This is a genomic window from Methylobacterium sp. C1, from assembly GCF_001854385.1.
Classification (GTDB): Bacteria; Pseudomonadota; Alphaproteobacteria; order Rhizobiales; family Beijerinckiaceae; genus Methylobacterium; species Methylobacterium radiotolerans.
The window spans coordinates 4,284,676-4,302,491 of the sequence record NZ_CP017640.1 but is presented as its reverse complement, the minus strand read 5'-3'; the positions used below and the strand labels follow the sequence as shown (position 1 = coordinate 4,302,491).

Sequence of the window (17,816 nt, the reverse complement as noted above, 5' to 3'; positions counted from 1 at the left end):
AAAGATGGGGACGTCGGGGGCGCGCCCGATTGCAACGCGATCGGGAACGGCCTTAGCGTCCGGCACGGCATCCGCGAGGGGAGGGCTGCATGTTCGGGACGCTGCGGGTCGGATTGGCGCTGCTCGGGGCGGCCCTGCCGCTCCAGGCCTTCGCACAGTCGGCCGCCAACCTGTCGGCCCTGCGCGGGCTGGTCCCGGTGGCCCGGCTGCAGGCCACGCCCGACGGCAAGGCGGCGCTGGACGCGAACCTGCGGGTCACCGGCGACATCCAGACCGGCGAGCTCAAGCAGCCGACGCTCCTGCCGTTCCCCGAGCAGCAGCAGCTCGCCCTGCGGGACTGCTTCATCACCGACGGCAACGCCGCCAACCTCGCCGACGGCCTCGGCACCACGCTCGCCCAGGCCTACCACGCCAAGGCGACCTACAGCGACTACAAGACCTTCACGAGCATCGCGCCGGCGGTCGCCAACCTGATCGGCTACACCAACAACGTGACCAAGTCGGATTCGAATTCCGGCAAGTACTTCTTCGCCAACGCCACCACGAACGGCAAGCATCCGGTCTCCGAGGAGGCCGCCGCGATCCTGTCGAACGGCGCGGTCACCGACGTGTTCGGCAAGGCCTATGACCGGCCGGCCGGGAGCCCCGGCGCCGACCGCTACGGCAATTCGCGGCCGTTCCAGACCCTGCCGCGCCTCCTCACTTATCGTGGCAAGGACTATTTCGGCGATGCGTCCGACAGCCTCGACTGGCTGCGCGGCCCCTCGCAGGACCTCGTGAACAGCCCGTCCTACCCGAGCGGTCACACCACCTACGGCTACACCGAGTCCATGGTGCTCGCGCTCCTCGTGCCCGAGCGCTACCAGCAGATGGTCGCCCGCGCCGCCGAGTACGGCAACGACCGGATCATCGTCGGCGCCCACTACGCCATGGACGTGCTGGGCGGCCGGGCGACCTCGCTGCACGCCCTCGCGCACCTGCTCGCCAACGATCCGGCCTATGTCGGCCAGATCCGGAAGAATCCGGCCGTCCTCGACAAGGCGTCCGCCGAGGCCGACAAGACGGTCGGCGTGACGGATTACCGGGCGCTCCTGACGGAGGCGCGCGCGGCGATGACGGAGGCGCTGAAGGCCGGCTGCGGCGACACGGTGGCGGCCTGCGCGGCGAAGGATACGGGCCGGTTCAAGGACGCGGCCGCCAACGCAGCCTTCTACGCGGCGACCCAGACCTACGGCCTGCCGGTGGTCCATCCGGACACCGCCGGCCGGCGGGAGGATGTGGGCAAGGTCGCGCCGGAGGCCGGCCACCTGCTGACCGCGGCGTTCCCGGCGCTGACGCTGGACGAGGCCAACGCGATCCTCACCGAGACGCAGGGCCCGGGCGGCGGCTTCCTCGACGACGGCTCGGAGTTCGGCGTCTACGCGCGCCTCGACCTCTACACGGCGGCCGGCAAGGCCGCCGCGCTGGCGGCCAGCCGGGCGGGGGCCGGCGCGACGCGCTGACGCGCCCCCACGCGGCGACCGACGGCCCCCGTGCGGCGGCTCGCAGGCGGGAAGGATTGCCCGCCGAGGCGGCCGGACGGGGCGGCGTCGCCCGATCCCGCGCGGGCCGAGGCGCCCAACGTGCGGATCGGCGCGCGCCTTCGCGCCGTCTGAGAGGGGGCGGGCCTCCGCATCCTCCGGACAGAAAAAAGGCCACTCCCGAAGGAGCGGCCCGAAGTCTAGGGAGGAAACGCCCAAGAAGGGCTGCGAGAGGGCGACGCCATCGCCTTCCCGCGCTGCACAATCTGCGCTCCCGGATGGAAAATTCAAGAGCATCAGGACAGCAGGGCTGTCCTTTCGTGCGTCCGCGCACGCATCCCCGCCGGCCTGTGTTGAAAATGTCGCAGACTGTCGCGCGCGAGCGAAACCTGCATTGCCCCGGCAGGGCGCGATCGATCCTCCCGCAAGTCCCTGATGAGACGGTGTTCTGGCGGATCGAGCCGGAGTTCGGCCCGCATTCTCGACTGCGGCTTTTCATCCGCCCCGTCCGGACGGACGAAATTCCCGCCCGCTCTACCTTCTCCAGCCAAGGTTCGGCGCGACGCGCCAAGCAAGGGGCAGGTGAGTATGGCGATCCAGGGTGAGCGGGTCCGGATCCTCAACGATGTCGAGCCGGGCGGAGACGGCGCCTACGTCCTGTATCTCCTGCAGCAGGCCAATCGGGCGACGTTCAATCCGGCCCTTGAACTCGCCATCGAGGAGGCGAACCGCCTCGACCTGCCGGTCGTCGCCTGCTTCGGCCTGCTCGACGGCGCCAGCGGCTTTCCCGAAGCCAATGCCCGCCACTACGCCTTCCTGCTCCAGGGTCTCGCGGATGCGAAGGCGGGCCTGGAGAAGCGCGGGGTCGGCTTCGTCATGCGCAAGTGCTCGCCCGCCGAGATCGCCATCGCCCTCGCCGAGGACGCCGCGCTCCTCGTGCTCGACCGCGGCTACCTCGCGATCCAGAAGGGCTGGTACCGGGAGATCGCCGCGGCGGTGAAGACGCGGATCGTCCAGGTCGAGGGCGACGTCGTCGTGCCGGTCGAGACGGCCTCGCCGAAGCACGAGTACGCCGCCCGGACGCTGCGGCCGAAGCTGAACCGGCTGTGGGACCCGTTCCTCGCGCCGCTGAAGCCCCGCAGGGTGAAGCACTCCGCCGATCGGCTGACGCTGAAGAGCGCGATCGACGTCTCCGATCCGGAGGCGGTACTCGCCGGGATGACCCTCGACCGGGAGGTCGGCCCGGTGAGGCGCTTCACCGGCGGCGAGACGCAGGCCCGCAAGCGCCTGAAGGCGTTCCTGAAAGACGGGTTCTCGGGCTACGGCGCGGGGCGCAACATGCCGGAGGCGGCCGCCGCCTCGCACATGAGCCCGTACCTGCATTTCGGGCAGATCTCGCCGGTGGAGATCGCCCTGGCGGTGCGGGAAGCCAAGGTCGGCGATTCCGACGACCGCGGCGCCTACCTGGAGGAGCTGATCGTCCGGCGCGAGCTCGCCATGAACCACGTCTACTACACGGAGGGCTACGACGATTACGACAGGGCGGTGCCGGACTGGGCGCGCAAGACCCTGGCGGAGCACGCGAGGGACGAGCGCCCCCACGCCTACTCGGAAGCGCAGCTCGCCGCCGGCGAGACCCACGACCGCTACTGGAACGCCGCGATGCGCGAGATGCGCGAGACCGGCTACATGCACAACCAGCTGCGGATGTACTGGGGCAAGAAGATCCTCGAATGGTCCCCGTCCCCCCGGGAGGGCTTCGCCCGGACGCTCCGGCTGAACAACCGCTACTTCCTCGACGGGCGCGATCCGAATTCCTTCACCAACGTCGCCTGGGTGTACGGTCTGCACGACCGGCCCTGGCAGAAGCGCAAGATCTTCGGCACGGTCCGCTATCAGAGCGAGAACTCGCTCAAGAAGTTCGACGCCAAGGCGTATGTGCGGGCGGTTGAGAGGCTCTGCGCCGCGGAGGTCTGAGGCGGGACCGACGCGTCCGTGCGCTGCCGCACGGGCGCCGCGACGCGCGCGAAATCGTTACGGGATGACCGAAGCCGTCGGCAAGGTATCGCGACGCTCGCGGGTGCGGAGGCGAAGTCGTTCGCGCGCACAGGTTTGTGAAGAAACGCTTTCCGGGCTTCGGATGTTTCGAGCGCACTTCCGGCTCATCGCAAACAGCCGGATCGCATCCGGTGAGAACTCGGTCGGACCGGGGCCGGATCATCGCTCTGCTCGCGACTGAAAGGAGGACGACGATGCGGATGAAGCTGGCAGGCGCAGCACTCCTCGCACTCGGAACCTTGACCGCCACGGCCGGGACGGCGGAAGCCGCCCAGGGCTGCGGCCCGGGCTTCCACCGGGGCTGGTATGGCTGGTGCAAGCCGAATTGGCGCCCCTACGCGTACCGCCCGGTCTACTACGCCCGGCCGGTGGTCTACGGCTGGCACCGGCCCTGGGGCTGGCGCCACCGGTGGGGCTGGCGCCACGCGGGCTGGCACCGCCCCTGGGGCTGGCACCACCACGGCGGCTGGCATCGGGCCGCTTGGCACCACAGGTGGTGATCGGGTGAGCGGCGGGGCCGGCACGCGGGTGCCGGCCTCCGGCCGTCCCGCGAAGGGGGTCTTTCCTTGACCGTTGCGCTATAGCGTCCGCTCCGACTGCGCGGACGAGGTGCTCTTTCATGGTCGAGAAGCGGGACGAGGTGCGGGAAACGACGGATGCCCCGCCCCCGCAACGGTCGCGCTACCGACGCTCGATCATGCGCCTGCGGTCGGCCTCGATGGAGGCTTACCCACTCTGGCGCGGGCGGCTGCTCTTCCTCGTGGGCGGGATCGGCGTCGGCCTCGCCGCCGTGCTGATGGCCAAGGGCGCCGACCTCGCGCAGGACGGGTTCCGGCGGCTCACGGCGCCGTCGCCGCTGATCGCCCTGGTGCTGACGCCCGCGGGCTTCGCCCTCGCGGCGCTCCTCGCCCTCACGGTCTTCCCGAACTCGCAGGGCTCGGGCATCCCGCAGGTGATCGCCGCCCGCCACGCCCGGGATGCCGGCTTCCGCTACTCGCTGATCTCGCCGCGCGTGGCCTTCGGCAAGGTGCTGGTCCTGTTCCTGGGCCTGTTCTGCGGTGCCTCGGCGGGCCGCGAGGGGCCGACCGTGCAGGTCGGCGCCGCGATCATGGCCGCCTTCGGCCGCCTGACCCCCGAGCGCCTGCCCGGGCTCCTCCTCGCGGGCGGCGCCGCCGGCGTCGCGGCGGCCTTCAACACGCCGCTCGCCGGCATCGTGTTCGGCATCGAGGAACTGGGACGCGCCTACGAGGCGCGCTCCTCCGGCCTGATCGTGGCCGGGATCGTGGCCGCGGGCCTGACCTCGCTCGGGCTCCTCGGCAACTATACCTATTTCGGGACGACCGACGCCGCCCTGCCGCTGGCGGCCGGCTGGATCGTCCCGCTCGTCGCCGTCGTCGGCGGCCTCGCGGGCGGCCTGTTCAGCCGCTTGGTGATCCTGTTCGCCCGCGGCCTGCCCGGCGCGGCCGGACGGGCGATCCGGAAGCGGCCCGTGATCTTCGCGGCGGCCTGCGGGCTGTGCGTCGCCCTGTGCGGCCTCGCCTCCGGGGGCGCGGCCTACGGGACCGGCTACGAGGAGGCCAAGGCCATCCTCCACGGCGACGCGGCGGCCGGCTGGACCTACGCGCCCCTGAAATTCGCCGCCACCGTGCTGAGCTCGATCAGCGGCATCCCGGGCGGCCTGTTCGCGCCGTCCCTGGCGGTCGGGGCCGGCCTCGGCGGCACGGTCCACGGCCTCCTGCCGGGCATGCCCGTGGGCGCCGTCGTGCTGATCGGGATGGTGGCCTACCTGACCGGCGTGCTGCAGGCGCCGATCACCAGCTTCGTCATCGTCACCGAGATGACCCAGAACCACGCGATGGTAATCCCCCTGATGGTCGCGGCCCTGCTGGCCGACGCGGCCTCGAAGGCGATCTGCCGGGGCGGCCTCTACCACACCCTGGCGGAGATCATGCTCGAGCGCGCCGACGTGCCGGCGCAGCCCGTGGCGAAGACCGGCTGACCGCGCCGCGACCCGCGCGACCGAGCGCGGGTAAGAATAAAAGCGGACCGGGCCGGAATCCGCGGAACGGTCTCGCTTGGCGCCGGTTGAGGCAGCAGCATCAGGCCCCGCGCCGGGGCGCAGCCGGAGTGACGCCATGACCCTTCTGAAATGGGCCCTCATCTGCTTCGTGATCTCGCTGATCGCCGGCGGTCTCGGCTTCACCGGCATCGCCTCCGGCGCCGGCTCGCTGGCCCGCATCCTGTTCGGCCTGTTCCTGCTCATCGCCATCGTGATCGTGGTCATCGCTTTCGCGGTCGGCCAGGCGGTGTTCTGAGGCCGGCGCGGTGCGCGGCACGGTCTGCCTCGTCACCGGGGCGACCGGCGGCATCGGCTACGAGACGGCCCTCGGCCTCGCGCGCCTCGGCGCGCGGGTCGCCATCGTCGGGCGGGACCCCGGGAAGCTGCAGGCCTGCGCCGACCGAATCCGCGCCGCGGTGCCCGGCGCCGCCGTGGAGCCGCACCGCGCGGATCTGTCCGCGCAGGCCGAGATCCGCCGGCTCGCCGGGGCCCTGCGGTCGGCCTATCCGCGCCTCGACGTTCTAGTGAACAATGCCGGCGCGATCTTCGACCGGCGCACCCTGACCGTCGACGGGATCGAGCGCACCTGGGCGCTCGACCATCTCGGCTACGTGCTCCTGACCCTCGAACTGCTCGACACGCTGAAGGAGTCGGCGGCGACGGGCGGGAAGCCGCGGATCGTCAACGTCGCCTCCGCGGCCCACTACCGGGGGCACATCGACTTCGACGACGTCGAGGGCGCCCGGCGGTACCGGGCGATGGGCGCGTATGCCCAGGCCAAGCTCGGGAACGTGCTGTTCACCTACGCGCTGGCCCGACGGCTGCGGGGCAGCGGCATCACGGTGAACGCCGTCCATCCGGGGGTGGTCAATACCGGCTTCGCCAAGAACACCGGCGGGCTGCTCGGCGCGGCCTGGGCGCTGATGCGGCCGTTCCTGATCACGCCCGAGAAGGGCGCGCGGACCTCCCTCCGCGTGGCCAGCGATCCGGGCCTGGACGGGGTCACCGGCCGATACTTCTCCCACGGGCGACCGAAGGTCTCCTCGGCCGAGAGCCGCGACGAGGCCGTCCAGGAGCGGCTCTGGGCGCTGAGCCTCCGGCAGGTGGGCCGGAGCGACTGACGCCCGACCGTTTCGCGGCGCCGGTCTCAGGCGACCGGCGGGTCGAGCAGCACCCAGAGCCGTCCGATCCTGCCGTCCACGATCTCGGCGACGTCCGTCCCGGTGACCGCGATCGGCCCGCCCTCCGGGCCGGCTTCCCAGCGCAGCGATCCCATTCCGTGGTGCCCGACAGCCCTGCCGACGGGCCTGAAGCGGAAGGTCGGCCCGAACCGGTCCAGGAGCGCCCCGGCGACCGCGCCGATGGCCGCCCGCCCGCGCACGACATTGTCCGGCTCGAACAGGATCGGCTCGGCCACGTAGAGCTGGTCCAGGGCGGCCGCCCGCACGACGGCGTCCCGCTCGTTGAAGACCCGTTCCAGGTTGGCACGCAGCAGCCGGTCGTGGTCGGGCTCCGCCGCCGGTACGGCCGCCGTGATGTCGGACATCGCGCTTCTCCTTCGACGTGGGCGATCGGCCGCTCAGATCAGGCGGCCGCCGCCGTCGATGTGGAGGGTCTCGCCGTTCATGAAGCCGTTGCCCATCAGGAAGACGACGGCTGCGCCGGCCTCCTCGGCGGTGCCGAGGCGTCGCTGCGGCAGCCTCTCGGTGAGCCCGGCCACGTAGGCGTCGCGGTGGGCGCCGAGCGTGCGGGCCAGGAGCGGGGTGTCGGTGGTGCCCGGCGAGAGCGCGTTCACCCGCACCGGTGCGAGTTCGAGGGCAAGGCCGCGGGCGAAGGCCTCCATCGCGGCCGACGCCGCCGCCAGCACGGCGGTCCCCTGGGCGCTCGGGCGGTCCGCCAGGGCGCCGGAAATGAGCGTGACCGATCCGTCGCCGGCCAGCCGGTCGCCGAGGGCGCGCAGGGCGTGAACCGCGGCCCAGATCCGCTCGTCGAAGGCCCGCTTCAAGTGGTCGACCTCGGCCTCGCGGATCTTGCCGGCCACGAAGGTGCCGGCCAGGAGCGCGAGGTGATCGACGCGGGGAATATCGGCCAGGGCGGCCGCGACTGCGTCGGGCCGCGTCACGTCCGCGGCGCGCCAGCCGGCGAAGCCGTTCTCCGCCGCGACGCGCTCGGCGCCCGCCGCGTCGCGGCCGACCACGATGACCGCCGCACCCGCGGCCTTGGCCTGGCGGGCGGCCGCCAGGCCGATGCCCGATGTGCCGCCGAAGACCACGACGCTGCGGTCCTGGAGGGTGCTGCTCAGGGCGGGAAACATGGCGGGAAACCTTGCCGCTCGGCGCCAGGGTGGCGGCGAGGGACACAAGATTGGAGCGGCGCCTTCGCCTTGATAATCGGGCCGCAATTCGTTTCAGTCATGCCGTCATGGAACAGATCGGCCTCGACCGGCTGACGGGCATCGTCGCTTTCGCCCGCTCCGCCTCCCTCGGCAGCTACTCGGCGGCCGCCCGGTCCCTCGGCATCTCGCCCTCGGCGGTGAGCAAGAGCGTGCAGCGGCTGGAGGCGCGGCTCGGCGTGAGCCTCTTCACCCGCACGACGCGCTCGCTGACACTGACGCCCGAGGGGCGCGACCTGCAGGAGCGGGCGCTGCGACTCCTGCGCGAGGCCGAGGCGATCGAGCAGGCCGCGGTCGCGGCGCGCTCCGAGCCTGCCGGCACCCTGAAGGTGGCGGCATCGATCCCGGTCGGTGTGCACCTGCTCGGGCCGGCCCTGCCGCGGTTCCGCGCCCGCCATCCGAAGCTGTCGGTCGACCTGCGCCTGAGCGACCGCTTCGTGGACCTGATCGAGGAGGGCATCGACGTCGCGATCCGAGTCGGCGAACTCGCGGATTCCCGGCTGGTCTCGCGGCGCCTCGCCCCGCACCGGCTCGGCGCCTTCGCCGCGCCCGTCTACCTGGCGCGGCGCGGCACGCCGCGGCACCCGGACGACCTCGCCCACCACGACTGCGTGAACTTCCGCTTCCAGAGCACGGGCCAGGCGCTGCGCTGGCCGTTCCAGGTCGGCGGCCGCCGGATCGAGTTCACGCCGCATGCCGGCATCGTCGCGGATTTCAGCGACGCCGTCGCGGCGGTGCTGGTGGCCGGCGGCGGCATCGGCATCTCGCCGACCTACATCGCCGCGCCGCACGTCGCCCGGGGGGCGCTCGTGCCGGTCCTGCAGGATTTCGCGGTCGACCGCTCGGTCTTCACGGCGCTGTGGCCGGAGAGCCGGCGCGGCAATCCGAACGTGAAGGCGTTCCTCGCCTTCCTCGACGAGGTGTTTCCGTCGCCGGCCCCCTGGGACGGCGTGCGCCCGCCGCCGCCGATGCGCGGGGAGGATGCCTGACAGAGATCCGCACTCGCCGGCGAGGCGGGCGTGCTCAGGCCGCCGCCCGCACCGAATGATCGCCCTGCTGCTGGATCTCGATGAACACCCGGGTCACGTCGGGGCTGCGCGCCTTCAGCGCCCGGTCGAGGCGCGTGACGAGGCTCTCGACCTCGCCGGCGCTGAGATCGTCGGTCATGTCGATGCTGAGATTGACCAGGATGTCGGAGGGGCCGAGGTGCTGGGTCAGCACCTCGTTGACGTGGAGAACGCCCGGCTCGGCGCGGACCAGCTCCGAGATGGCCACGACGACCTCGGGATCGGCCGCCTCGCCGATCAGCAATCCGTGGGTCTCGACCATCAGGAACGCCGCCATGCCGATGAGCACGAGGCCGATGCCGACCGACGCCCAGCCGTCCAGGCTCGGCATCTCCAGAAGGTGGGACAGGGCCACACCGGCGAGCGCGATCAGCAGGCCGATCAGGGCGGCGGTGTCCTCCGCGAGCACCGTGAACAGGGTCGGATCCTTGCTACGCCGGATCGCCCGCACGGCCGAGTGCTTGCCCTTCTCGGCCCAGAACTGGCGCATCGCCACGAAGAAGGACGTGCCTTCCGCCGCGATGGCGAAGCCCAGGATCGCGACGTTCACCCAGAGGCCGGGCAGCCGGTAGCCGAACAGCTCGGCATCCACGTCCGGCTCGGGATGGCGGACCCGCTCGATCCCCTCGTAGACGGCGAACAGACCGCCGCCGAGGAAGATCATCAGCGCCACCACGAAGGCGTAGAAGTAGATCTCGCGACCGTAGCCGAACGGGTGGCGGGCATCGGCCGGGCGCTTGGCCCGCTTCATGCCGACGAGGAGCAGCACCTGGTTCGCCGTGTCGACCACCGAGTGCACGCCCTCGGCGAGCATGGCGGTCGAGCCTGTCAGCGCCCCGCCCACGAACTTCGCCGCCGCGATGGCGAGGTTGGCGCCCGCCGCCGCGTAGATCGCTCCCGTGCTCTCGTGCGCCATCCGGAACTCCCTGCGCGGTCTGTGGGACGCCGGGCCGTCGGACCCCGGCACGGCGCCGCCGCCGCGGCGATGCAAGCGTCGCGGCGGGCCGGTTGTTCCCGTGTGGACGCGGGCGGGTACCCCGTGCAACCTGCGGCCGCTCAAGGAGTCCCGGAGGCAGCATGGCCGACGCCCGCTACGATCCCGACAACATCTTCGCCAAGATCCTGCGCGGCGAGATCCCCTGCCACCGCGTCTACGAGGACGCCCACACCCTGGCCTTCATGGACGTGATGCCCCAGGGCGAGGGCCACACGCTGGTGATCCCGAAGGCGCCGGCCCGCGGCCTGCTCGACGCCGACCCGGACTCGCTCGCCGCGCTGATGGCGAGCGTCCAGAAGGTCGCCCGCGCCGTGAAGGCCGCCTTCCGGGCCGAGGGTCTGACCCTGTTCCAGTTCAACGAGCCGGCCGGCGGCCAGACCGTGTTCCACCTGCACGTCCACGTCATCCCGCGGCGCGAGGGCGTGCCGCTGAAGCGCCACGAGGGCGGGATGGCCGACAACGCGGTCCTCGCCGAGCACGCCGCGCGCATCCGCGCGGCGCTCGAGTCTCAGGCCTGACGCTCAGGCCCGGGACTCAGGCCGCGCTCGCCGAATCGCCCGACTGGGCCATGCTGGCGAGCAGCCGGCGCAGGGCGGCGTTCTCGGTCTCGAGCTCGCTGATGCGCTTCAGCAACAGGGTCACGGAGGCGTCCGTCGCAGCCGGATCGGGCGAGGCCGGCGCGGTGCCGGCCCGGGCCGGCACCTCGAAGGTCACGCCGATGCCGTCCTCACGGCGCCAGCGCAGGGTGGCCCGGTAGGTCCGGTCCTTCTGGGGGATGTAGAGATCGAACGCGTCCGGGAGCGTGGTGGCCTCGCTCATCACGAGGCGCGCGCCGGTGGGGGACATGTCGCGCACCAGGCAGTCGAGGCTCGACGACCCGTTGTTGAAGACGACGCGCCCCTTGAGGAAGACCCTCTGGCGCGTCTCTCGGCGGTGCTCCGACATGCGGGCGGCTCCGGACAGCTGACGGTTCCGCGAAACCTGCACGCCAGCCCTTAAGGAATCTTGGTCGCGATCGCCGAGTCGAGGCCCGCTACAGGGCTCGAGACCGATGACGGGCCGCCGCCACGATTCCGGGAAAGGGAGTCCGCGTCCCGGGCCGGTCCGACTTACGCCCGATGACTTCAGTAATGTCGTCTCCGCGCCGATCATCCCGCCGGCGTCCCGCGCGCCGTGACGGGCGGGGTGGGGGCCTGTCGGGGCTCCCGGGAGCGGAGGCCGTCGGATCGCGCGTGATCGGTCCGGACGCGCGGCTCCGCCCGCGCGCCAGGGTTGAGCCCCGGGGCGTCCCGCCGGAGACGACGCGCGACGGCCGCATCCTGCTCAGGCGATGAAGCGCCGGTCCACGGTCTGGAACAGGTAGAAGCCGTTGAAGCGCACTGCGGTGTCGGCGGCCCGCCCGTCGAAGTCGAGGGGTTGCCGGCTGCCGTCGCAGAGCTTGCCGCCGAAGGTCCAGCGACCCGCGCCGATGAAGGGCGGGACCGTGCTGGCTTCCGGCACCGCGCAGCAGAGGCCCTCCTCGCCCTTGAGCTGGAACAGGTTGTAGCTTCGCATCCGAAGTCCTCCGCCTGGCCGCCCTCGAAGCCAATTTTCCCAATACAAGATCTTGCATTGCGAAGAATCGGCTTGACCGTGCTCATAATGGCACAATCGGTCGAGTTTGTGACGGTCAAGTTTCAGGGACGTTTCGGTTCAACTCGTCGATCCAGATCCGCGCCGACCCGTCGGAGGGCGCGCGCCAGTCGCCCCGGGGCGACAGGGAGCCGCCGGCCGAGACCTTCGGCCCGTTCGGGAGCGCCGAGCGCTTGAACTGGCTGAAGCCGAAGTAGCGGGTCAGGAACACCCCGAGCCAGCGGCGGATCTCCGGGAGATCGTAGGCGACCCGCTTGGTCTCCGGGAAGTCCGGCGCCCAGGTGCCGCGCTCCCGGTCGCCCCAGGCGTGGAGCGCCAGGAAGGCGATCTTCGAGGGCCGGAACCCGTAGCGCAGCGTGTAGAACAGGTTGAAATCCTGCAGCGCGTAGGGGCCGATCGTGCCCTCCGTGCTCTGCGGGCTGTCGTCCTGGTCCACCGGCACGAGCTCGGGGGAGATCTCGGTGTCGAGGACGGCCTGGAGGGTGCGGGCCTCGGCCGCGCCGACCTCGCCGTTGCCGATCACCCAGCGGATCAGGTGCTGGATCAGCGTCTTGGGCACGCCGGCATTGACGGCGTAGTGGCTCATCTGGTCGCCGACGCCGTAGGTGCACCAGCCGAGTGCCAGCTCCGACAGGTCGCCAGTGCCGACCACGATGCCGCCCGCGTGGTTGGCGAGCCGGAACAGGTAGTCGGTGCGCAGGCCCGCCTGCACGTTCTCGAAGGTGACGTCGTAGACCGCCTCGCCCCTGGCGAATGGGTGGTTCATGTCGGCGAGCATCTGCTTGGCGGCCGGGCGGATGTCGATCTCGGCCGCCGTGCAGCCCAGCGCCTTCATGAGCGCGTGGGCGTTGGTCTTGGTCGCGTTCGAGGTGGCGAAGCCCGGCAGCGTGTAGGCCAGGATGTCCGAGCGCGGGTAGCCGAGGCGGTCGAACGCCTTGGCGATCACGATCAGCGCGTGGGTCGAATCGAGGCCGCCCGAGACGCCGATGATGGCCTTGCGGGTGCCGGTGGCCTCCAGGCGCTTGGCGAGGCCGGCGACCTGGATGTTGTAGGCCTCGTAGCAATCCTGCGCGAGGCGCGACGGGTCGGCCGGCACGAACGGAAAGCGCTCGATCCGCCGGATCAGGCCGAGATCGGCCTCCGGCGGGCCGACCCGGAACGGCACCCGGCGATAGGGCAGGGTGTGGCCGCGCGCGTCGTCGTCGAAGCTGCCCGCCTGCAGGCGCTCCTGGGCGATCAGGTCGAGGTCGATGTCGACCAGCGTCGTCACCGGCTTCTCGGGGAAGCGCTCGCCCTCCGCGAGGCGCACGCCCAGCTCGTCGATGCTGGTCTGGCCGTCCCAGGACAGGTCGGTGGTCGATTCGCCCTGGCCGGCCGCCGCGTAGACGTACGCGCAGGCGCCCCGCATCGAGGCCGCCCGGGAGAGGAGCGCCCGCGACTCGGCCCGGCCGACGGTGATCGGGCTGCCCGAGAGATTCGCCAGCACGGTGGCGCCGGCGAGCGCCGCGCGCATGCCGGGGGGCTCCGGCACCCACAGATCCTCGCAGATCTCCACCCCGACCACGAGGCCCGGCAGGTCCTCGGCGGGGAACAGCAGGTCGGTGCCGAACGGCGCGTCCCGACCGGCGACCCGGACGGTCTCGCCGGCGATCCCGGCGCCCGAGGCGAAGTGGCGCTTCTCGTAGAATTCCCGGTAGTTCGGCAGGAATGTCTTCGGGACGACGCCGAGCAGGCCGCCGCCCTGGATGGCGAGCGCGCAGTTGTAGACGCGGTGTCGCCAGCGCAGGGGCGCGCCGACGAGCAGCAGCGGCCGGAGATTGGCCGATTCGGCGATCACCCGGGCTGCGGCGGCCTCGACCGCGTCGAGCAGCGTCTGCTGCAAGAGCAGGTCCTCGATCGCGTAGGCCGAGAGGCCGAGCTCGGTGAAGACCGCCAGCGCCGCCCCCGAATCGTGGCAGGTCCGGGCGAGGTCGAGGATGACGTCGGCGTTGCGCTCGGGCTCGGCCGGATGGCTGCGGCCGGTGCAGGCCGCGACCCGGGCGAAACCGTGGCGATAGAGGGAGCGGAAGCGCGCCGGCGATTCGGAGGTGGCTGGAGACACGGGCACCTGTCCGGATGAGGGGTGGCTGCGGGTCATATAGGGGATGCGGACTGTCGGGGGCGCGGAGCCTGCCCGCACTCTAGCCCGTTCTCGACGTCATCCCGAGAGACCGCGCCGCGGCGCCTCGGGGACCAGATCTCGATTTCCGGTACATCGCGCGACGTTCCCTCGTGATTCCGCGGCCAAACCGGCCCCGGAGGCGGTGACGGCGCGGTCGCGGCGACGCGGGGTCCGGCCGGATGGCCGGGCCGATCGCCCCGCATGGTTTCCGCGCCGCGGCCGGTGGCAAGCCTCCATTAACGACGAATGGCCTAACTCAGGAACAGCCGCCGCGCGTCGGCGGATCCCTGTTTCGAGTATCGTCTGAGAACCCATGCGCGCATCGGGACGGCCTCCGTACTCCCACCGTGACCCCGCCCGCCCTGTCCGCGGCGGCGACCGCTCGGGCCTCTCCCTGGGAGCCCTGGCGCACCGGCTGATGGCGCTCCGCGCGAGCCTCACCCGCCGCCTCTCCGGCTCTCCCGCCGGCCTGCCCGCCCGCCCGTCCTACGGCGCGCCCGGGCGCCGGGCGGAGCCGAGCTGGCTCACCCCGCCGGGCGCGATGGTCGGCCGCGAGGGCTCCGAGCGCGCCGCGCGCGCCGCGGCGCCCGAGCCGCACTGGCCGGCCCAGGTCTTCGACGACCGGGCGAGCCTCGACGTCCTGGACGGTCCGGCCCTCGAGAGCCGGATCGACCGCAGCGCCTCCTCGCCGGGCGTGCTGGTGCGCCAGCCGCGCCGTCCCGCCGCCATCGCCCCCGACTACGCGCCGGCCGCAGCTCCAGCCGCTGGACATGTCGCCGGTCACGTCGCGGCCCCGGTCCACGCGTCGGCTCCGGCCGCCGCCCCCTCGGCCGTGCGCTACACCCGCACCCCCGATTCGGTCCTGCAGGAGCGCCGCCAGCGCGCCCTGGAGGCCGAGCGCGTCGCCCTGGAGCGCGCCCGCGCCGAGGCGCAGGCCGCCGCTCTCGCCCTGGAGACCGAGCGGGCCGCCCGCGAGGAGGCCGAGCGGGAGCGGATCGAGCGCGCGCGGGTCGCCGCCGAGGAGGCCGAGCGTGCCGCGCCCGTGCCGGCGCTGCCCGAAGCCTCGGCGCCGGACGCGGAGCCGGTGCCCCTGTGGCGCCAGCCCTTCGTCGCGCCGCCGGGCGTCCGCTTCTTCCGCACGCCGGACCGCCGCCCGGTCCGGCCCGCGGTCGAGCTGACCGCCTCCACGGCGGCGATCGCTCCGGTCGCGGCCGCGCCGGTCGCCGCCGCGCTGGTCGAGACGGTCGCCGAGGCCCCGGCCCGCGACTGGTCGGACCTGCCGGACTGGTCCGAGGTCCAGCCCTGGTTCGACGGCGGCGACTGGTCGTCCGTCGATGCCTGGTCGGCCCTGGAGGCGCCGCCCGCCGAGGTCGCGCCGACCCCGGCCGCCGTCGCGGCGCCGGCGGCGTCCGACGAGCGCTTCGTCTCGATGCCGCTCGACGTCTCGCACCTGCGGTCGCTGCCGCCGCGGCCGGTCTACGTGCTCGATCGGCTCGTCCGGTTCGACCAGCCGCCGCGCCCGGCCGACGGGCAGGATAACGGGACGGAGGCCGGACCGCGGATGGAGGAGGCCGCCACGATTCGGAGCGCCTTCCTGCCGCCCGTCGCGCCGACGGCCGCGTCCGGCCTGTCCCTGGTCTTCGGCCCGGGCAGCGCCGCGGCCGAGCCTCCGGCCACGCCGGTGTCCGAGGCGCCCCGCCGCGCGCCGGCTCTCAGCGCCATGGCGGCCCGGGCGGCGATCCGCGCGGCCGGTCAGCCGAGCGTCGTCCCGCCGGCGCCACCGGCCCAGCCCGAACCCGCTCCCGCCCCGGTCTCTGCCGCTTCGGTCGCCGCGCGCGCCGAGGTGGAGCGCGTGGTGATCCCGATGACGCCGCGTCCGGTCCTGCTCCGCGGCAAGCTGGCGCCGCAGCCGGAGCCGGTCGAGGCGGACGTCGAGGCCGAGGCCGAGCCGGCCGCGGCTGCCGTCGAGGCGGTCGAGGTCCCGGCGCTGCCGGCCCCCGCGCCGGCGTCGGTCCCCCTGGTGGCGCCCCGTGCGCACCTGATCCCCGCCGGCCGCCACCTCGAGATCGCGCCGATCGAGAACGCCGATTACGAGCTGCCGTCGCTCGAACTGCTCGCCCTGCCGGCGCCGGGCGGCAGCGAGGAGGTCGACGCCGACGTGCTGGAGCAGAACGCCCTCAACCTGCAGCAGACGGTCCAGGATTTCGGCGTGCGCGGCGACATCCTGGCGGTGCGGCCGGGCCCGGTCGTCACCCTCTACGAGCTCGAGCCCGCCCCCGGCACCAAGTCCAGCCGCGTGATCGGCCTGTCGGACGACATCGCCCGGTCGATGTCGGCGGTCTCGGCCCGCGTCGCGGTCGTGCCCGGCCGGAACGTCATCGGCATCGAGCTGCCGAACGAGACCCGCGAGACGGTGTACCTGCGCGAGCTCCTCTCGTCGGCCGACTTCGCCGAGAGCAAGCACAAGCTGGCGTTGTGCCTCGGCAAGAACATCGGCGGCGAGCCGATCATCGCCGACCTCGCGCGCATGCCGCACCTGCTGGTGGCCGGCACCACCGGCTCGGGCAAGTCGGTGGCGATCAACACCATGATCCTCAGCCTGCTCTACCGGCTCAAGCCGGAGGAGTGCCGCCTGATCATGGTCGACCCGAAGATGCTGGAGCTGTCGGTCTACGACGGCATCCCGCACCTGCTCTCCCCCGTGGTCATCGATCCGAAGAAGGCGGTCATCGCCCTCAAGTGGGCCGTGCGCGAGATGGAGGAGCGCTACAAGAAGATGGCCAAGATCGCCGTCCGGAACATCGACGGCTACAACGCCCGCATGAAGGAGGCCCGCGACAGGGGCGAGACCATCACGCGCACGATCCAGACCGGCTTCGACCGCCACACCGGCGAGGCGGTGTACGAGGACGAGGCGATGGACCTGGCGCCGCTGCCGTACATCGTGATCGTGGTCGACGAGATGGCCGACCTGATGATGGTGGCCGGCAAGGACATCGAGGGGGCGATCCAGCGTCTGGCGCAGATGGCGCGGGCGGCGGGCATCCACCTGATCATGGCCACGCAGCGGCCGTCGGTGGACGTGATCACCGGCACGATCAAGGCGAACTTCCCGACCCGGATCAGCTTCCAGGTGACGAGCAAGATCGACAGCCGCACGATCCTGGGCGAGATGGGCGCCGAGCAGCTTCTGGGCCAGGGCGACATGCTGTTCATGGCCGGCGGCGGGCGCACGACGCGCGTGCACGGGCCGTTCTGCTCGGACAGCGAGGTCGAGAGCGTGGTCGCCCACCTCAAGCGCCAGGGCCGCCCCAGCTACCTCGACGCCGTCACCGCCGACGACACCCCCGAGGAGCCCGCCAAGGAGGGCGGCCGGTCCGGCCGGGGCTCCAAGGCCGCCGCGGCCGACAAGGCCGAGCGGTCCGACGAGCCCGAGGAGGAGGCCCCCGTCTTCGACATCGGCGCCTTCGCGGCGGCGACCGGCGGCGAGTCCGACGACCTCTACAAGCAGGCGATCGAGGTCGTGCTGCGCGACCAGAAGGCGTCGACGAGCTACATCCAGCGCCGCCTGCAGATCGGCTACAACCGCGCCGCCTCCATCATGGAGCGGATGGAGATCGAGGGCATCGTCGGCCCGGCCAACCACGCCGGCAAGCGCGAGATCCTGGTCGCCGGGGCGACGCACAGCTCGGCCGGGATGTACGACGACGAGTGACAGGCTCCGTCCCGGGCCGCCCCCCTGCGCGGCGGCCCGGGCGTCGCATCTTCGCCACAGGCCGGGGTTCTACAGGGCCTGCGAAACCCGCCCCGTCCTCGCGAGCGGAGCGACGCAACCCAGGGCAGCGCGACGTCGACGCGCGCGGCGCACCTGGATTGCTTCGCTCCGCTCGCGAGGGCGAAGGGGCACCGAGACGTCTGCGGCAGCCCGCC

General features: G+C 72.4%; 15 protein-coding genes. 9 read left to right on the top strand and 6 right to left on the bottom strand.

All coding sequences use genetic code 11. The annotated features are described in order from the left end of the window. The first annotated feature begins 89 nt into the window (after nucleotides 1-89). The 6 genes from BKE41_RS19880 to BKE41_RS19860 all read left to right on the top strand — a co-directional run bounded on the left by BKE41_RS19880 (nucleotide 90) and on the right by BKE41_RS19860 (nucleotide 6,758). A complete protein-coding gene (locus tag BKE41_RS19880; protein WP_024829137.1) occupies nucleotides 90-1,502 on the top strand; it encodes a phosphatase PAP2 family protein in 1,413 nt (470 codons plus the stop codon). A gap of 606 nt (nucleotides 1,503-2,108) precedes the next feature. Beyond that, a complete protein-coding gene (locus BKE41_RS19875; protein ID WP_012320695.1) occupies nucleotides 2,109-3,497 on the top strand; it encodes a deoxyribodipyrimidine photo-lyase in 1,389 nt (462 codons plus the stop codon). Between the two features lie 281 nt (nucleotides 3,498-3,778). Then, nucleotides 3,779-4,078 carry a hypothetical protein gene (locus BKE41_RS30415; protein WP_085985358.1) on the top strand — a complete coding sequence of 100 codons (300 nt, stop codon included), beginning with the start codon at nucleotides 3,779-3,781 and terminating at the stop codon, nucleotides 4,076-4,078. 119 nt (nucleotides 4,079-4,197) lie between these two features. Next, nucleotides 4,198-5,577, top strand: a complete 1,380-nt coding sequence (locus tag BKE41_RS19870) for a chloride channel protein (protein ID WP_012320693.1) — start codon at nucleotides 4,198-4,200, stop codon at nucleotides 5,575-5,577. A 136-nt stretch (nucleotides 5,578-5,713) separates the two neighbouring features. Then, nucleotides 5,714-5,893 carry a DUF1328 domain-containing protein gene (locus BKE41_RS19865; protein ID WP_010685332.1) on the top strand — a complete coding sequence of 60 codons (180 nt, stop codon included), beginning with the start codon at nucleotides 5,714-5,716 and terminating at the stop codon, nucleotides 5,891-5,893. Nucleotides 5,894-5,903: 10 nt separating this feature from the next. Then, a complete protein-coding gene (locus tag BKE41_RS19860; protein WP_071000019.1) occupies nucleotides 5,904-6,758 on the top strand; it encodes an SDR family oxidoreductase in 855 nt (284 codons plus the stop codon). A 26-nt stretch (nucleotides 6,759-6,784) separates the two neighbouring features. Here the strand turns inward: BKE41_RS19860 and BKE41_RS19855 are convergent, their stop codons facing one another. Together BKE41_RS19855 and BKE41_RS19850 are read right to left on the bottom strand one after the other, a co-directional pair. Further along, nucleotides 6,785-7,183, bottom strand: coding sequence for a nuclear transport factor 2 family protein (locus BKE41_RS19855; protein WP_029361192.1), 399 nt, complete (start codon nucleotides 7,181-7,183; stop codon nucleotides 6,785-6,787). A gap of 33 nt (nucleotides 7,184-7,216) precedes the next feature. After that, the gene (locus BKE41_RS19850; RefSeq protein ID WP_071000018.1) at nucleotides 7,217-7,951 is read right to left on the bottom strand and encodes an SDR family oxidoreductase; all 735 of its coding nucleotides are present in this window, start codon (nucleotides 7,949-7,951) and stop codon (nucleotides 7,217-7,219) included. A 107-nt stretch (nucleotides 7,952-8,058) separates the two neighbouring features. Here BKE41_RS19850 and BKE41_RS19845 point away from each other — a divergent pair, with 107 nt between their 5' ends. Continuing rightward, the gene (locus BKE41_RS19845; protein ID WP_071000017.1) at nucleotides 8,059-9,018 is read left to right on the top strand and encodes a LysR family transcriptional regulator; all 960 of its coding nucleotides are present in this window, start codon (nucleotides 8,059-8,061) and stop codon (nucleotides 9,016-9,018) included. A gap of 34 nt (nucleotides 9,019-9,052) precedes the next feature. Here BKE41_RS19845 and BKE41_RS19840 read toward each other — a convergent pair whose 3' ends face one another. Beyond that, entirely contained in the window at nucleotides 9,053-10,012 is a 960-nt protein-coding gene (locus tag BKE41_RS19840; RefSeq protein ID WP_071000016.1) for a cation diffusion facilitator family transporter, read from the bottom strand. Nucleotides 10,013-10,173: 161 nt separating this feature from the next. Between BKE41_RS19840 and BKE41_RS19835 the strand changes: the two genes are divergently transcribed. After that, entirely contained in the window at nucleotides 10,174-10,611 is a 438-nt protein-coding gene (locus BKE41_RS19835) for an HIT family protein (protein WP_024829143.1), read from the top strand. A gap of 16 nt (nucleotides 10,612-10,627) precedes the next feature. Here BKE41_RS19835 and BKE41_RS19830 read toward each other — a convergent pair whose 3' ends face one another. From BKE41_RS19830 to BKE41_RS19820, 3 genes are all read right to left on the bottom strand, one after another. After that, nucleotides 10,628-11,038 (bottom strand): PilZ domain-containing protein, encoded by a 411-nt coding sequence (locus tag BKE41_RS19830; RefSeq protein WP_012320686.1) that lies wholly within the window; start codon nucleotides 11,036-11,038, stop codon nucleotides 10,628-10,630. A 378-nt stretch (nucleotides 11,039-11,416) separates the two neighbouring features. Continuing rightward, on the bottom strand, nucleotides 11,417-11,647 hold the full coding sequence (locus tag BKE41_RS19825; RefSeq protein WP_012320685.1) for a hypothetical protein: 231 nt from the start codon (nucleotides 11,645-11,647) through the stop codon (nucleotides 11,417-11,419). Between the two features lie 115 nt (nucleotides 11,648-11,762). Further along, nucleotides 11,763-13,862: an NAD(+) synthase gene (locus BKE41_RS19820; protein ID WP_071000015.1), complete on the bottom strand. Its 2,100-nt coding sequence runs from the start codon at nucleotides 13,860-13,862 to the stop codon at nucleotides 11,763-11,765. A 442-nt stretch (nucleotides 13,863-14,304) separates the two neighbouring features. On the opposite strand from BKE41_RS19820, the gene BKE41_RS19815 reads away from it, so the two are divergent. Further along, nucleotides 14,305-17,601 carry a DNA translocase FtsK gene (locus tag BKE41_RS19815; RefSeq protein WP_071000014.1) on the top strand — a complete coding sequence of 1,099 codons (3,297 nt, stop codon included), beginning with the start codon at nucleotides 14,305-14,307 and terminating at the stop codon, nucleotides 17,599-17,601. Nucleotides 17,602-17,816 lie beyond the last annotated feature (215 nt).

Bases quoted from the DNA above. Each gene is read 5' to 3' on its own strand.
- BKE41_RS19825 (WP_012320685.1), bottom strand. From the start codon at position 11,647: ATGCGAAGCTACAACCTGTTCCAGCTCAAGGGCGAGGAGGGCCTCTGC.
- BKE41_RS19870 (WP_012320693.1), top strand. From the start codon at position 4,198: ATGGTCGAGAAGCGGGACGAGGTGCGGGAAACGACGGATGCCCCGCCC.
- BKE41_RS19850 (WP_071000018.1), bottom strand. From the start codon at position 7,951: ATGTTTCCCGCCCTGAGCAGCACCCTCCAGGACCGCAGCGTCGTGGTC.
- BKE41_RS19865 (WP_010685332.1), top strand. From the start codon at position 5,714: ATGACCCTTCTGAAATGGGCCCTCATCTGCTTCGTGATCTCGCTGATC.
- BKE41_RS19845 (WP_071000017.1), top strand. From the start codon at position 8,059: ATGGAACAGATCGGCCTCGACCGGCTGACGGGCATCGTCGCTTTCGCC.
- BKE41_RS19880 (WP_024829137.1), top strand. From the start codon at position 90: ATGTTCGGGACGCTGCGGGTCGGATTGGCGCTGCTCGGGGCGGCCCTG.
- BKE41_RS19820 (WP_071000015.1), bottom strand. From the start codon at position 13,862: ATGACCCGCAGCCACCCCTCATCCGGACAGGTGCCCGTGTCTCCAGCC.
- BKE41_RS19840 (WP_071000016.1), bottom strand. From the start codon at position 10,012: ATGGCGCACGAGAGCACGGGAGCGATCTACGCGGCGGCGGGCGCCAAC.
- BKE41_RS19830 (WP_012320686.1), bottom strand. From the start codon at position 11,038: ATGTCGGAGCACCGCCGAGAGACGCGCCAGAGGGTCTTCCTCAAGGGG.
- BKE41_RS30415 (WP_085985358.1), top strand. From the start codon at position 3,779: ATGAAGCTGGCAGGCGCAGCACTCCTCGCACTCGGAACCTTGACCGCC.
- BKE41_RS19855 (WP_029361192.1), bottom strand. From the start codon at position 7,183: ATGTCCGACATCACGGCGGCCGTACCGGCGGCGGAGCCCGACCACGAC.
- BKE41_RS19815 (WP_071000014.1), top strand. From the start codon at position 14,305: ATGGCGCTCCGCGCGAGCCTCACCCGCCGCCTCTCCGGCTCTCCCGCC.
- BKE41_RS19835 (WP_024829143.1), top strand. From the start codon at position 10,174: ATGGCCGACGCCCGCTACGATCCCGACAACATCTTCGCCAAGATCCTG.
- BKE41_RS19875 (WP_012320695.1), top strand. From the start codon at position 2,109: ATGGCGATCCAGGGTGAGCGGGTCCGGATCCTCAACGATGTCGAGCCG.